At 40.8% G+C, this 14,617-nt stretch carries 18 protein-coding genes, 1 pseudogene and 1 other annotated feature; of the genes and pseudogenes, 18 read left to right on the top strand and 1 reads right to left on the bottom strand.

What is annotated here, in order from left to right; genetic code table 11:
- Window positions 1–142 precede the first annotated feature (142 nt).
- The 10 genes and pseudogenes from ACLV7Q_RS06285 (at window position 143) to ACLV7Q_RS06240 (ending at window position 7,865) form a co-directional block, all read left to right on the top strand.
- Window positions 143–331, top strand: a pseudogene (locus ACLV7Q_RS06285) (hypothetical protein).
- A 32-nt stretch (window positions 332–363) separates the two neighbouring features.
- On the top strand, window positions 364–951 hold the full coding sequence (locus ACLV7Q_RS06280; RefSeq protein ID WP_173252988.1) for an ATP-binding cassette domain-containing protein: 588 nt from the start codon (window positions 364–366) through the stop codon (window positions 949–951).
- 3 nt (window positions 952–954) lie between these two features.
- On the top strand, window positions 955–2,136 hold the full coding sequence (locus tag ACLV7Q_RS06275) for a hypothetical protein (RefSeq protein WP_218757803.1): 1,182 nt from the start codon (window positions 955–957) through the stop codon (window positions 2,134–2,136).
- Window positions 2,137–2,295: 159 nt separating this feature from the next.
- Window positions 2,296–2,427, top strand: a sequence feature (ribosomal protein L20 leader region).
- A gap of 15 nt (window positions 2,428–2,442) precedes the next feature.
- Window positions 2,443–2,973: a translation initiation factor IF-3 gene (infC, locus tag ACLV7Q_RS06270; RefSeq protein WP_000848180.1), complete on the top strand. Its 531-nt coding sequence runs from the start codon at window positions 2,443–2,445 to the stop codon at window positions 2,971–2,973.
- 32 nt (window positions 2,974–3,005) lie between these two features.
- Window positions 3,006–3,206, top strand: a complete 201-nt coding sequence (gene rpmI, locus ACLV7Q_RS06265) for a 50S ribosomal protein L35 (RefSeq protein ID WP_001125943.1) — start codon at window positions 3,006–3,008, stop codon at window positions 3,204–3,206.
- A gap of 51 nt (window positions 3,207–3,257) precedes the next feature.
- Window positions 3,258–3,617, top strand: a complete 360-nt coding sequence (gene rplT / locus ACLV7Q_RS06260; RefSeq protein WP_000124834.1) for a 50S ribosomal protein L20 — start codon at window positions 3,258–3,260, stop codon at window positions 3,615–3,617.
- Window positions 3,618–3,675: 58 nt separating this feature from the next.
- Window positions 3,676–4,056 carry a VOC family protein gene (locus ACLV7Q_RS06255; protein WP_000157153.1) on the top strand — a complete coding sequence of 127 codons (381 nt, stop codon included), beginning with the start codon at window positions 3,676–3,678 and terminating at the stop codon, window positions 4,054–4,056.
- A 248-nt stretch (window positions 4,057–4,304) separates the two neighbouring features.
- Entirely contained in the window at window positions 4,305–5,105 is an 801-nt protein-coding gene (locus tag ACLV7Q_RS06250; RefSeq protein WP_218757804.1) for a dihydroorotate dehydrogenase electron transfer subunit, read from the top strand.
- On the top strand, window positions 5,068–6,054 hold the full coding sequence (locus tag ACLV7Q_RS06245) for a dihydroorotate dehydrogenase (RefSeq protein ID WP_218757805.1): 987 nt from the start codon (window positions 5,068–5,070) through the stop codon (window positions 6,052–6,054). The genes ACLV7Q_RS06250 and ACLV7Q_RS06245 overlap by 38 nt, the downstream gene beginning before the upstream one ends.
- Window positions 6,055–6,095: 41 nt before the next feature.
- Window positions 6,096–7,865: a glucosaminidase domain-containing protein gene (locus tag ACLV7Q_RS06240; RefSeq protein WP_218757806.1), complete on the top strand. Its 1,770-nt coding sequence runs from the start codon at window positions 6,096–6,098 to the stop codon at window positions 7,863–7,865.
- A gap of 60 nt (window positions 7,866–7,925) precedes the next feature.
- Here ACLV7Q_RS06240 and pavA read toward each other — a convergent pair whose 3' ends face one another.
- Window positions 7,926–9,581: an Rqc2 family fibronectin-binding protein PavA gene (pavA, locus tag ACLV7Q_RS06235; RefSeq protein ID WP_218757807.1), complete on the bottom strand. Its 1,656-nt coding sequence runs from the start codon at window positions 9,579–9,581 to the stop codon at window positions 7,926–7,928.
- Between the two features lie 104 nt (window positions 9,582–9,685).
- On the opposite strand from pavA, the gene ybeY reads away from it, so the two are divergent.
- From ybeY to secG, 8 genes are read left to right on the top strand one after another with little or no spacing between them, the layout of a single operon-like run.
- Entirely contained in the window at window positions 9,686–10,183 is a 498-nt protein-coding gene (gene ybeY, locus ACLV7Q_RS06230; protein ID WP_218757808.1) for an rRNA maturation RNase YbeY, read from the top strand.
- Complete coding sequence (locus ACLV7Q_RS06225; protein ID WP_000378165.1) at window positions 10,164–10,559, top strand: diacylglycerol kinase family protein; 396 nt, start codon at window positions 10,164–10,166, stop codon at window positions 10,557–10,559. Before ybeY ends, ACLV7Q_RS06225 begins: the two co-directional genes overlap by 20 nt.
- 16 nt (window positions 10,560–10,575) lie before the next feature.
- Window positions 10,576–11,475, top strand: coding sequence for a GTPase Era (gene era, locus ACLV7Q_RS06220; protein ID WP_218757809.1), 900 nt, complete (start codon window positions 10,576–10,578; stop codon window positions 11,473–11,475).
- Window positions 11,476–11,523: 48 nt separating this feature from the next.
- A complete protein-coding gene (gene mutM / locus ACLV7Q_RS06215; protein ID WP_218757810.1) occupies window positions 11,524–12,348 on the top strand; it encodes a DNA-formamidopyrimidine glycosylase in 825 nt (274 codons plus the stop codon).
- On the top strand, window positions 12,348–12,953 hold the full coding sequence (gene coaE / locus ACLV7Q_RS06210; protein WP_175879999.1) for a dephospho-CoA kinase: 606 nt from the start codon (window positions 12,348–12,350) through the stop codon (window positions 12,951–12,953). Before mutM ends, coaE begins: the two co-directional genes overlap by 1 nt.
- Window positions 12,940–14,139: a multidrug efflux MFS transporter gene (locus tag ACLV7Q_RS06205; RefSeq protein ID WP_218757811.1), complete on the top strand. Its 1,200-nt coding sequence runs from the start codon at window positions 12,940–12,942 to the stop codon at window positions 14,137–14,139. Before coaE ends, ACLV7Q_RS06205 begins: the two co-directional genes overlap by 14 nt.
- On the top strand, window positions 14,139–14,288 hold the full coding sequence (rpmG, locus tag ACLV7Q_RS06200) for a 50S ribosomal protein L33 (RefSeq protein ID WP_001809104.1): 150 nt from the start codon (window positions 14,139–14,141) through the stop codon (window positions 14,286–14,288). Before ACLV7Q_RS06205 ends, rpmG begins: the two co-directional genes overlap by 1 nt.
- 39 nt (window positions 14,289–14,327) lie before the next feature.
- Window positions 14,328–14,561, top strand: coding sequence for a preprotein translocase subunit SecG (gene secG, locus ACLV7Q_RS06195; RefSeq protein ID WP_000282517.1), 234 nt, complete (start codon window positions 14,328–14,330; stop codon window positions 14,559–14,561).
- Window positions 14,562–14,617: the final 56 nt, after the last annotated feature.

Genomic DNA, 14,617 nt, shown 5'->3' with positions numbered 1-14,617 from the left:
AAATCTGTTGCATAATAATGATAAAAACGATATAATGAAAGCGTATTCAATATTGATGATATAAAATCATTAAAAATTAGCAAAAATCGTTTAATTAGTTAGTTTATGATCTATTGGTCTTTTTCAGTCCAGTTTATCTGCTGTGACAGTCACTAAAAGTTACAAGTATGATTGGAATACGTTTTGGAAATATAGTACCAACTATCACGGCCATCAATATGCTTGGATTCCGTCATGGTCTCGTTATGACAGCTATTCATAGTATAAAGTTGATAGTGGTTGGAATTACAATCGTTATGAAGTACTAAACTACTACAGCGGAGGCTGTTAATCCTTAAAGAGTGATAAAAAGGAGGGCTAGATATGTTGCAGCTTACTCATGTGACCTTAAAAACGCGACAAGTCATCTTACAAGATGTTGATTTTACATTTGAAAAGGGTAGGATTTATGGTATTCTTGCTATCAATGGTTCTGGAAAGACGACACTATTCCGCGCCATTAGCAATTTAATTCCTATAAGTAGCGGAAATATTGCAGCCCCTCCTTCTTTATTTTATTATGAGAGCGTTGAATGGCTGGATGGAAACTTAAGTGGGATAGACTATCTTCGCCTTATCAAAAATATCTGGAAGTCAGGTCTGAACTTGAGGGATGAAATTGATTACTGGGAAATGTCTGACTATATCAGCCTTCCCATTCGCAAGTATTCCTTAGGCATGAAGCAACGCTTGGTGATTGCCATGTATTTCCTGAGTCAGGCCAAATGCTGGCTCATGGATGAGATTACAAATGGCTTAGATGAGTATTATCGACAGAAGTTTTTTGATAGGCTTGTACAAATCGATAGGCAAGAACAGCTGGTTCTTTTAAGTTCCCACTATAAGGAAGAGTTGGTTGATGTCTGCGATAGAGTAGTAACCATTCATCAGGGGCAGATAGAAGAGGTTTAGTTTATGAAAGATGTTAGTCTATTTTTATTGAAAAAAGTTTTCAAAAGTCGCTTAAACTGGATTATCTTACTTTTATTTGCATCTGTACTCGGTGTTACCTTTTATTTTAATAGTCAGACTGCAAACTCAGTCAGCTTAGAGACTAGCTTGGATGCCCATCTTGTAGCAAATGAGAGAGCTATCAATGAAAATGAAGCGAAACTTTCCCAAATGTCTGACACCAGCTCGGAGGAATACCAGTTTGCTAAAAGTAATTTAGAATTACAAAAAAATCTTTTGAAGCGAAAGACAGAAATTTTGACTTTATTAAAAGAAGGGCGCTGGAAAGAGGCCTACTATCTGCAGTGGCAAGATGAAGAGAAGAATTATGAATTTGTATCAAATGACCCGACTGCTAGCTCTGGCTTAAAAATGGGGGTTGACCGCGAACGGAAGATTTACCAAGCCCTGTATCCCTTGAACATAAAAGCACATACTTTGGAGTTTCCGACCCACGGGATTGATCAGATTGTCTGGGTTTTAGAGGCTATCATCCCAAGCTTGTTTGTGGTTGCTATTATTTTTATGCTAACGCAACTATTTGCAGAAAGATATCAAAATCATCTGGACACAGCTCAGTTATATCCTTTTTCAAAAGTGGCATTTGCCATGTCCTCTCTTGGAGTTGGAGTGGGCTATGTAACTGTGCTGTTTATCGGAATCAGCGGATTTTCTTTTCTAGCGGGAAGTCTGATAAGTGGTTTTGGACAGTTAGATTATCCCTACCCAATTTATAGCTTAGTGAATCAAGAGGTAACTATTGGAAAGATACAAGATGTGTTATTTCCTGGCTTGTTCTTAGCTTTCTTAGCCTTTATCGTCATTGTGGAAGTAGTGTACTTGATTGCTTACTTTTTCAAGCAAAAAATGCCTGTCCTTTTTCTTTCACTCATTGGGATTGTTGGCTTATTGTTTGGTATCCAAACAATTCAGCCTCTTCAAAGGATTGCACATCTGATTCCCTTTACTTACTTGCGTTCAGTGGAGATTTTATCTGGAAGATTACCTAAGCAAATTGATAATGTCAATCTAAATTGGAGCATGGGGATGGTCTTGCTTCCTTGCCTGATTATCCTTTTGTTAGTGGGGATTCTATTTATCGAAATCTGGGGAAGTTCACGTAAAAAGGAAGTTTTTAAAGTTTAGTTTTCCTATAGGGAAGCTAAAGAAAAACTAACATAGGGAGAGAATCAACTTGGTTCTCTCTTTTTGATTCGAAAACCAAACCAAAATACAAACACAAACTTTTCAAAAAATAACTTTTTATCTTGACAAGAGCTAGAAAACTTGGTATCATATAAAAGTTGAGAAAAGCAGAAGTGAGAGCTTCTCGCCTTGTGACATTAAGTTGCCTGGCCCTACGGATGAAAAGTTTCGAAGAAACGCTATCATAACGTGCGGGCTTGTATATTTACAAGTCCGCTATTGTTTTTCTCTAATAAAACAAAAGAGGTGAAAACCATAGCAAAGCAAGACTTATTCATCAATGATGAGATTCGTGTACGTGAAGTTCGCTTGATTGGTCTTGAGGGAGAACAGCTAGGTATCAAGCCACTCAGTGAAGCGCAAGCTTTGGCTGATAACGCTAATGTTGACCTAGTATTGATTCAACCCCAAGCCAAACCGCCTGTTGCAAAAATTATGGACTACGGTAAGTTCAAATTTGAGTACCAGAAGAAGCAAAAAGAACAACGTAAAAAACAAAGCGTTGTTACTGTGAAAGAAGTTCGTCTAAGTCCAACAATTGACAAGGGTGACTTTGATACAAAACTTCGTAATGCACGTAAGTTCCTTGAAAAAGGAAATAAAGTTAAGGTATCTATTCGCTTTAAGGGTCGTATGATTACCCATAAAGAGATTGGTGCAAAAGTTTTAGCCGAGTTTGCTGAAGCAACTCAAGATATTGCCATCATCGAACAACGTGCTAAAATGGATGGACGTCAAATGTTCATGCAATTGGCGCCAGCGACTGACAAAAAATAATTGTCAGAAAGTTAAATAAAGGAGAAAAAATCATGCCAAAACAAAAAACACACCGCGCATCAGCTAAACGTTTCAAACGTACAGGTTCTGGTGGACTTAAACGTTTCCGTGCTTACACTTCTCACCGTTTCCACGGAAAAACTAAGAAACAACGTCGTCATCTTCGTAAAGCATCTATGGTGCATTCAGGAGATTACAAACGTATCAAAGCAATGCTTACTCGCTTGAAATAATAGCTTGACTGTAAGTAAACAATTCTAGGAAATATTTGGAGGAAATAAAACATGGCACGTGTTAAAGGTGGCGTTGTATCACGCAAACGTCGTAAACGTATTCTTAAATTAGCAAAAGGTTACTATGGAGCTAAACACATCTTGTTCCGTACTGCAAAAGAACAAGTAATGAACTCTTACTACTATGCATACCGTGATCGTCGTCAGAAAAAACGTGACTTCCGCAAATTGTGGATCACTCGTATCAACGCGGCAGCTCGTATGAACGGACTTTCATACTCACAATTGATGCATGGTTTGAAATTGGCTGAGATCGAAGTTAACCGTAAAATGCTTGCTGACTTGGCTGTTAACGATGCAGCAGCTTTCACAGCTCTTGCAGATGCAGCTAAAGCAAAACTTGGTAAATAATAACAGATAAGACTGGAACAGGATTGTCCCAGTCTTTTTAAAAATAAAGGAGAAAAATATGGCTTCAAAAATGCTACACACTTGCTTGCGAGTAGAAAACCTTGAAAAATCAATCGCATTTTATCAAGATGCTTTTGGTTTTAAAGAATTGCGTCGCAGAGATTTTCCAGATCATGCCTTCACGATTGTCTATCTAGGTCTTGAGGGTGACGACTATGAGTTGGAATTGACTTATAACTACGATCACGGGCCTTATGTGGTTGGAGATGGCTTTGCCCATATCGCCCTCAGTACACCTGATCTTGAGGCGCTTCATCAAGAGCATAGTGCCAAAGGCTATGAAGTGACTGAGCCAAATGGCCTACCAGGAACTGCACCTAACTATTACTTTGTCAAAGATCCTGATGGCTACAAGGTCGAAGTCATTCGTGAAAAATAATCTCGTGAGGTCAAGTAGAATGTTCGTTTTCTACTTGACTTTTTTTAGCTGAAAGAGTATACTAATAAAAATTTAACCTTTAAGGGGAGTCCAGAGAGACTCACAAGGTGTCAGATAAAAGAATAGTACAATTTTCTAGAGGAGATTTTTTGAGTGTGCTCTCTTCTGTTGTATGATTTTAACTGAGACCTTGCACTAGCAAGGTCTTTTCTTTGTCTGGTCCCCTTAAAATTTAAGGAGGAAAAGTCATGAATCCCACATGTAAGAAACGTTTGGGTGCAATTCGATTGGAAACCATGAAGGTGGTTGCACAGGAGGAAATTGCGCCAGCAATCTTTGAATTAGTCCTAGAAGGGGAAATGGTTGAAGCTATGCGAGCAGGCCAATTTCTTCATCTGCGTGTGCCTGATGACGCCCATCTCTTGCGTCGTCCTATTTCGATTTCGTCTATTGATAAGGTTAAGAAGCAGTGTCACCTCATTTATCGAATTGAAGGTGCTGGGACAGCTATTTTCTCAACCCTAAGTCAGGGAGATACGCTTGATGTGATGGGGCCTCAGGGGAATGGTTTTGACTTGTCTGACCTAGATAAGCAGAGCAAGGTTCTCTTAGTTGGTGGGGGAATTGGTGTACCTCCCTTGCTTGAGGTGGCCAAGGAATTGCATGCGCGTGGAGTGAAAGTAGTGACAGTCCTCGGTTTTGCGAACAAGGATGCTGTTATTTTAGAGACGGAATTAGCTCAATATGGTCAAGTCTTTGTAACGACAGATGATGGTTCTTATGGGATTAAGGGAAATGTTTCCGTTGTTATCAAGGATTTAGACAATCAATTTGATGCTGTTTACTCATGTGGGGCTCCAGGAATGATGAAGTATATCAATCAAACCTTTTATGACCACCCAAGAGCCTATCTATCTCTGGAATCTCGTATGGCTTGTGGGATGGGGGCTTGCTATGCCTGCGTCCTAAAAGTACCAGAAAGCGAGACGGTCAGCCAACGTGTCTGTGAAGATGGCCCAGTTTTCCGCACAGGAACAGTTGTATTATAAGGAGAAAATCATGACTAGAAATCGTTTACAAGTTTCTCTACCTGGTTTGGATTTGAAAAATCCGATTATTCCAGCATCAGGCTGTTTTGGTTTTGGACAAGAGTATGCCAAGTACTATGATTTAGACCTTTTAGGTTCTATTATGATCAAGGCGACAACTCTTGAACCCCGTTTTGGCAATCCAACTCCAAGGGTGGCAGAAACACCTGCTGGTATGCTCAATGCAATTGGTTTGCAAAATCCTGGTTTGGAAGTTGTTTTGGCTGAAAAGTTACCTTGGCTGGAAAGAGAATATCCAAATCTTCCCATCATTGCCAATGTAGCTGGTTTTTCAAAACAAGAGTATGCGGCCGTTTCTAGTGGTATTTCCAAGGCAGCTAATGTAAAGGCTATTGAGCTCAATATTTCTTGTCCCAACGTAGATCACTGTAATCATGGACTCCTGATTGGTCAAGATCCAGATTTAGCTTATGATGTGGTGAAAGCAGCTGTGGAAGCCTCTGATGTACCAGTTTATGTCAAACTAACTCCTAGTGTGACCGATATCGTTACTGTCGCAAAAGCTGCAGAAGATGCGGGAGCAAGTGGCTTGACCATGATCAATACTCTGGTTGGAATGCGCTTTGACCTCAAAACCAGAAAACCAATCTTGGCCAATGGAACAGGTGGAATGTCTGGTCCAGCAGTCTTTCCAGTAGCCCTCAAACTCATCCGCCAAGTTGCCCAAACAACAGACCTGCCCATCATTGGAATGGGGGGAGTGGATTCGGCTGAAGCTGCCCTAGAAATGTATCTGGCTGGCGCATCTGCCATTGGAGTTGGAACAGCCAACTTTACCAATCCTTATGCCTGCCCTGATATCATCGAAAATTTACCAAAAGTCATGGATAAATATGGCATCAGCAGTTTGGAAGATTTACGCAAGGAAGTGAAAGAGTCTCTGAGGTAAACTGAAATCAATCTGTTCTTGATTTTTTATTAGTTTGTAATATGAATTTAAGAGAATTTTGGTACAATAAAATAAATAAGAACAGAGGAAGAAGGTTAATGAAGAAAGTAAGATTTATTTTTTTAGCCCTGCTATTTTTCTTAGCTAGTCCAGAGGGTGTAATGGCCAGTGATGGTACTTGGCAAGGAAAACAATACCTGAAAGCAGACGGCAGTCAAGCAGCCAATGAATGGGTTTTTGATGCTCATTATCAATCTTGGTTTTATATAAAAGCAGATGCCAACTATGCTGAAAATGAATGGCTGAAACAAGGTGATGACTATTTTTATCTCAAATTTGGTGGTTATATGGCCAAGTCAGAATGGGTAGAAGACAAGGGAGCCTTCTATTATCTTGACCAAAATGGAAAGATGAAAAGAAATGCTTGGGTAGGAACTTCCTATGTTGGTGCAACAGGTGCTAAGGTAATAGAAGATTGGGTCTATGATTCTCAATACGACTCTTGGTTTTATATCAAAGCAGATGGACAACACGCAGAGAAAGAATGGCTTCAAATTAAAGGGAAGGACTATTATTTCAAATCTGGTGGTTATTTGCTAACAAGTCAGTGGATTGACCAGGCTTATGTGAATGCTAGTGGTGCCAAAGTACAGCAAGGTTGGCTTTATGACAAACAATACCAATCTTGGTTTTACATCAAAGAAAATGGAAATCATGCTGAGAAAGAATGGATTTTCGAAAATGGTCACTATTATTATCTAAAATCAGGTGGCTATATGGCAGCCAATGAATGGATTTGGGATAAGGAATCATGGTTTTACCTCAAGTCTGATGGCAAAATGGCTGAAAAAGAATGGGTCTACGATTCTAAAAGTCAAGCTTGGTACTACTTCAAATCTGGTGGTTACATGGCGAAAAATGAGACTGTAGATAGTTATCAGCTTGGAAGCGATGGAAAGTGGCTTGGAGAAAAAGCTACAAACGAAAATGCTGCTTACTATCAAGTAGTACCTGTCACAGCAAATGTTTATGATGCAGATGGTGAAAAGCTCTCCTATATATCGCAAGGTAGTGTCGTCTGGCTAGATAAGGATAGAAAAAGTGATGACAAGCGCCTGGCTATTACTGTTTCTGGTTTGTCAGGCTATATGAAAACAGAAGATTTACAAGCGCTAGATGCTAGTAAGGACTTTATCCCTTATTATGAGAGTGATGGACATCGTTTTTATCACTATGTGGCTCAGAATGCTAGTATCCCAGTAGCTTCTCATCTTTCTGATATGGAAGTAGGTAAGAAATATTATTCGGCAGATGGGCTGCATTTTGATGATTTTAACCTTGAAAATCCCTTCCTTTTCAAAGATTTGACAGAGGCTACAAACTACAGTGCTGAGGATTTGGATAAGGTATTTAGTCTGTTAAATATTGACAATAGTCTCTTGGAAAATAAGGGAGCTACCTTTAAGGAAGCCGAAGAACATTACCATATCAATGCCCTCTATCTCCTTGCCCATAGTGCCTTAGAAAGCGACTGGGGACGAAGTAAGATTGCCAAAGATAAGAATAATTTCTTTGGAATTACAGCCTATGATACGACCCCTTACCTTTCTGCCAAGACATTTGATGATGTGGATAAGGGAATTTTAGGTGCAACCAAGTGGATTAAGGAAAATTATATCGATAGGGGCAGAACTTTCCTTGGAAACAAGGCGTCTGGTATGAATGTGGAATATGCCTCAGACCCTTATTGGGGCGAAAAAATTGCTAGTGTGATGATGAAAATCAATGAGAAATTAGGTGGCAAAGATTAGTCCTATAATTGGATATGATTTGACTGAATAGTATGTTAAAAATCCTGATTTCAAGTAAAATCAGGATTTTTTCATGGATGCGATTTTTTCTGGATCTGGTGTGACACGGAGGGTCTTTTGTCCTGTGTAAGTGACAAAGCCGGGTTTTCCACCAGTTGGTTTGTTGAGTTTCTTGACTTCAATCATATCTACCTGAACCAGATTTGACAGGCGACCTTGAGAGAAGTAGGCGGCTAGTTCTGCCGCGTCTGTCTTGACTTCATCGGATGGTTCAAGATTGCCTGAGATGACAACATGGCTTCCAGGAATGTCCTTGGCATGGAACCAAAGTTCCTCCTTGCGGGCCATTTTAAAGGTTAGCTCCTCATTTTGCAAGTTATTGCGGCCGACATAGATGATGGTTTTGCCATCGCTTGCCAGATACTGTTCTGGTTTTTTGCGTTTCTGGATTTTCTCCCGTTGTCTTCTGCGGATAAAGCCAGTTTGAATCAATTCTTCACGGATTTCAGCGATTTCTTCCAGTCCAGCTTGGTTGAGGACGGTTTCTACACTTTCCAGATAGAGAATAGTGGCTTTGGTTTCTTCAATCAGATCAGTCAAGTATTTGACAGCTTCTTTGAGTTTCTGATACCGTTTAAAATAGCGTTGAGCGTTCTGGTTGGGAGTCAAGGCCTTATCAAGCGCAATCGTGATAGGTTGGTTGGTGTAGTAGTTGTCTAGGATAACCTGGTCTTGGTCGTTAGGCACTTGGTGGAGGAAGGTTGTCAGCAATTCTCCTTTTTGACGAAATTCTTCAGCATTGTCTGTCGCCAGTAACTCTTTTTCTTGCTTTTTCAGCTTATGACGATTTTTTTGAAGTTCATTTTCAACACGACGAATCAGTTCACTGGCTTGCTGTTTTACCCGGTCGCGCTCAGCCTTGTCCTTATAGTAGGTGTCCAACAAATCAGAAAGACTGGTAAAAGGTTCTCCCACTTGATTTTCAAAAGGAACTGGACTGAAGGAAGTCTCAGTCAAGCATGGTTTGGTTTCTTGATTGAAAAAGTTTCGGAAAGTGGAAAGTTTTTCACTAACCAGTATCCTTTCCAATTCATTTGCCGTATCGCGTCCCAGACCTTGAAAGAGGCTTTGAAGATTTTTAGCTGTCGTTTCCTGTGTTTGTAGGATTTCAAAGAGCTTTTCATCTTTGATCGTAAAAGGATTGAGAGATTCCGTACTTGGCGGAGCGATATAGGTCGACCCAGGAAGCAAGGTGCGGTAGCTATTTTGTGAAAAGCCGACGTGTTTAATGACTTCGAGGATTTTGTGGCTACTTTTATCAACCAGTAGAATATTACTGTGTTTCCCCATAATCTCGATAATCAAGGTAGCCTGGATATGGTCTCCAATCTCGTTTTTATTGGAAACCGTAATTTCCACGATACGATCATTTTCCACCTGCTCAATCGACTCAATCAGGGCACCCTGCAAATACTTTCTCAAAACCATGATAAAGGTAGAAGGCTGGGCTGGGTTTTCAAAAGTTGTTTGGGTCAGCTGAATGCGTCCAAAAACTGGATGGGCAGAAAGGAGCAGGCGATGGCTTTGGCGATTGCTGCGGATTTGCAAGACTAATTCTTGTTCAAAAGGCTGATTGATTTTCTGGATGCGACCGTTCACTAACTCTCTTCGCAATTCCTCAACCATGTGGTGTAAAAAAAATCCGTCAAATGACATCGTTCTCTCCTTGTGATTGTATTCCATAGTATTATATCAAAAAGGTAGAATAAAATCATGGAAATGTGGTATAATAAAGCCAAGTAAAGAGAAACGAGAAGCACATGTATATTGAAATGGTAGATGAAACTGGTCAAGTTTCAAAAGAAATGTTGCAACAAACCCAAGAAATTTTGGGATTTGCAGCCCAAAAATTAGGCAAAGAAGACAAGGAGATGGCAGTTACCTTTGTGACCAATGAACGTAGTCATGAACTCAATCTGGAGTACCGTGACACCGACCGTCCGACAGATGTCATCAGCCTTGAGTATAAGCCAGAGTTGGAAATTGCCTTTGACGAAGAGGATTTGCTGGAAAATCCAGAATTGGCAGAGATGATGTCTGAGTTTGATGCCTATATTGGGGAACTTTTCATCTCTGTTGATAAGGCTCATGATCAAGCTGAGGAATATGGACATAGCTTTGAGCGTGAGATGGGCTTCTTGGCAGTACACGGCTTTTTACATATCAACGGCTATGATCACTACACTCCGGAAGAAGAAGCGGAGATGTTCGGTTTACAAGAAGAAATTTTGACAGCCTATGGACTCACAAGACAATAAACGAAAATGGAAAAATCGTGACCTGATATCCAGTTTAGAATTTGCTCTCACAGGAATTTTTACTGCCATCAAGGAAGAACGCAATATGCGAAAACATGCAGTGACGGCTCTTGTGGTCATCCTTGCAGGTTTTGTTTTTCAGGTGTCACGAATCGAATGGCTCTTTCTCCTATTGAGCATTTTCTTGGTAGTAGCCTTTGAAATTATCAATTCTGCTATTGAAAATGTGGTGGATTTGGCCAGTCACTATCACTTTTCCATGCTGGCTAAAAATGCCAAGGATATGGCAGCTGGCGCGGTATTAGTAGTCTCTCTTTTTGCAGCCTTAACAGGCGCATTGATTTTTCTCCCACGAATCTGGGATTTAATATTTTAAACAGTAAGAGGAAATTATGACTTTTAAATCAGGCTTTGTAGCCATTTTAGGACGTCCCAATGTTGGGAAGTCAACTTTTTTAAATCATGTCATGGGGCAAAAGATTGCCATCATGAGTGACAAGGCGCAGACAACGCGCAACAAAATCATGGGAATTTACACGACTGATAAGGAGCAAATCGTCTTTATCGACACACCAGGGATTCACAAACCTAAAACGGCCCTTGGAGATTTCATGGTCGAATCTGCCTATAGCACCCTTCGTGAAGTGGATACCGTTCTTTTTATGGTGCCTGCTGATGAAGTGCGTGGTAAGGGGGATGACATGATTATTGAGCGTCTCAAGGCTGCCAAGGTCCCTGTGATTCTGGTGGTGAACAAGATTGACAAGGTTCATCCAGACCAGCTTTTGTCTCAGATTGATGATTTCCGTAATCAAATGGACTTTAAGGAAATCGTTCCAATCTCAGCTCTTCAAGGGAATAACGTGTCTCGTCTAGTGGATATTTTGAGTGAAAATTTGGACGAAGGTTTCCAATATTTCCCGTCTGATCAAATCACAGACCATCCAGAACGATTCTTGGTTTCAGAAATGGTTCGCGAGAAAGTTTTGCACCTAACTCGTGAAGAAATTCCGCATTCTGTTGCAGTAGTAGTGGATTCTATGAAACGAGATGAAGAGACAGACAAGGTTCATATCCGTGCAACCATCATGGTCGAGCGTGACAGTCAAAAAGGGATTATCATCGGTAAAGGTGGTGCTATGCTTAAGAAAATCGGTAGCATGGCTCGTCGTGATATCGAACTCATGCTAGGAGACAAGGTCTTCCTAGAAACTTGGGTCAAGGTCAAGAAAAACTGGCGCGATAAAAAGCTAGATTTGGCTGACTTTGGCTATAATGAAAAAGAATACTAAGTAGAGGTGGGCTCATGCCTGCTTCTTGTTTTTACAGAAGGAGGACTTATGCCTGAATTACCTGAGGTTGAAACTGTTCGTCGTGGCTTAGAAAAATTGATTATAGGAAAGAAGATTTCGAGTATAGAAATTCGCTACCCCAAGATGATTAAGACGGATTTGGATGAGTTTCAAAAGGAGCTGCCTAGTCAGATTGTTGAGTCAATGGGACGTCGTGGTAAATATTTGATTTTCTACCTGACAGACAAGGTCTTGATTTCCCATTTGCGCATGGAAGGCAAGTATTTTTACTATCCAGACCAGGTTCCTGAACGTAAGCATGCCCATGTTTTCTTCCAGTTTGAGGATGGTAGCACGCTCGTTTATGAGGATGTTCGCAAGTTTGGTACTATGGAACTCTTGGTTCCTGACCTTTTAGACGCCTACTTTATTTCTAAAAAACTAGGTCCTGAACCAAGCGAACAAGACTTTGATTTACAGGTCTTTCAATCTGCTCTAACTAAATCTAAAAAGCCTATCAAATCCCATCTCCTAGACCAGACCTTGGTAGCTGGACTTGGCAATATCTATGTGGATGAGGTTCTCTGGCGAGCTCAGGTTCATCCGGCAAGACCTTCCCAGACTTTGACAGCAGAAGAAGCGACAGCCATTCATGACCAGACCATTGCTGTATTGGGACAGGCTGTTGAAAAAGGTGGTTCCACCATCCGAACTTATACCAATGCCTTTGGGGAAGATGGGACCATGCAGGACTTTCATCAGGTCTATGACAAGGCTGGTCAAGAATGTTCACGTTGTGGCACCATTATTGAGAAAATCCAACTAGGTGGACGAGGAACTCACTTTTGTCCAAACTGTCAAAGGAGGGGCTGATGGAAAAAATCATTGGAATCACAGGAGGAATTGCCTCTGGTAAGTCAACTGTGACAAATTTTCTAAGAAAGCAAGGTTTTCAAGTAGTGGATGCCGATGCAGTCGTCCACCAACTACAGAAACCTGGTGGTCGTCTGTTTGAAGCTCTAGTCCAGCACTTTGGGCAAGAAATCATCCTTGAAAACGGAGAACTCAATCGCCCTCTCCTAGCTAGTCTTATCTTTTCAAATCCTGAAGAACGGGAATGGTCTAAGCAAATTCAAGGGGAGATTATCCGTGAGGAACTGGCTACTTTGAGAGACCAGTTGGCTCAGACAGAAGAGATTTTCTTCATGGATATTCCCCTACTTTTTGAGCAGGACTACGTCTCTTGGTTTGATGAGACTTGGTTGGTCTATGTGGACCGGGATGTCCAAGTAGAACGCTTAATGAAAAGGGACCAGTTATCCAAAGATGAAGCTGAGTTTCGTCTGGCAGCCCAGTGGCCTTTAGAGAAAAAGAAAGATTTGGCCAGCCAAATTCTTGATAATAATGGGAATCAGGTCCAGCTTCTTACTCAGGTGTTCTCCCTTCTTGAGGGAGGTAAGCAAGATGACAGAGATTAACTGGAAGGATAATCTGCGCATTGCTTGGTTTGGTAATTTTTTGACAGGAGCCAGTATTTCTTTGGTTGTGCCTTTTATGCCCATCTTTGTGGAAAATCTGGGTGTAAGAAGTGAGCAAGTCGCTTTTTATGCAGGCTTAGCTATTTCTGTCTCTGCCATTTCTGCAGCACTTTTCTCTCCTATCTGGGGCATCCTTGCTGACAAATACGGTCGAAAGCCCATGATGATTCGGGCTGGTCTGGCCATGACTATCACTATGGGGGGATTGGCTTTTGTGCCAAATATCTATTGGTTAATCTTTCTTCGTTTACTGAATGGTGTATTTGCAGGTTTTGTTCCCAATGCAACGGCCTTGATAGCCAGTCAGGTTCCCAAGGAGAAATCAGGCTCTGCCTTAGGTACTTTGTCTACAGGCGTAGTTGCAGGTACTCTAACGGGTCCCTTTATTGGTGGCTTTATTGCAGAATTATTTGGCATCCGTACTGTTTTCTTACTGGTTGGTAGTTTCCTATTCTTAGCTGCTGTTTTGACTATTTGCTTTATTAAGGAAGATTTTCAACCAGTATCCAAGGAAAAGGCCATTCCAACAAAGGAATTATTTACATCAGTTAAATATCCCTATCTATTGGTCAATCTCTTTCTAACTAGTTTTGTCATCCAATTTTCAGCCCAATCAATCGGCCCTATTTTAGCACTTTATGTGCGCGACTTAGGCCAGACAGAGAATCTTCTCTTTGTATCAGGTTTGATTGTATCCAGTATGGGATTTTCCAGTATGATGAGTGCAGGAGTCATGGGCAAGCTAGGTGATAAAGTGGGTAATCATCGCCTCTTAGTTGTAGCCCAGTTTTATTCAGTCATCATCTATCTCCTCTGTGCTAATGCCTCTAGCCCCCTTCAACTAGGACTCTATCGTTTCCTCTTTGGCTTGGGAACCGGTGCCTTGATTCCTGGAGTTAATGCCCTTCTCAGTAAGATGACACCCAAAGCCGGTATTTCGAGGGTCTTTGCCTTTAATCAGGTATTCTTTTATCTGGGAGGTGTCGTTGGGCCTATGGCAGGTTCTGCAGTAGCAGGTCAATTTGGCTACCATGCTGTCTTTTATGCGACAAGCCTTTGTGTTGCCTTTAGTTGTCTCTTTAACCTGATTCAATTTCGAACATTATTAAAAGTAAAGGAAATCTAGTGCGAGTAAAAATCAATCTCAAATGCTCCTCTTGTGGCAGTATCAATTACCTAACCAGTAAAAATTCAAAAACCCATCCAGACAAGATTGAGGTTTTAAAGTATTGTCCCAAGGAAAGAAAAGTAACCCTACATCTTGAATCTAAGTAGATTTTATGGTAAAATAATAGGGATTTTAAGGAGTTTGATATGTATAACCTATTATTAACCATTTTATTAGTATTATCTGTTGTTATTGTAATTGCAATTTTCATGCAACCAACCAAAAACCAATCCAGCAATGTATTTGATGCCAGCTCAGGTGATTTGTTTGAACGCAGTAAAGCACGCGGTTTTGAAGCTGTAATGCAGCGTTTGACAGGGATTTTAGTCTTTTTCTGGCTAGCCATTGCCTTAGCATTGACGGTATTATCAAGTAGATAAGAAAATAATGGGCAGGACTAGGTCTTTGCCTCTTTTTATTTTTAAGGGATGTGTAA

The sequence above is a fragment of the Streptococcus mitis genome (assembly GCF_965111725.1).
Lineage (GTDB): Bacteria > Bacillota > Bacilli > Lactobacillales > Streptococcaceae > Streptococcus > Streptococcus mitis_DV.
The sequence above is the reverse complement of the archived record's forward strand: the minus strand, read 5'-3'. Positions and strand labels throughout refer to the sequence as shown.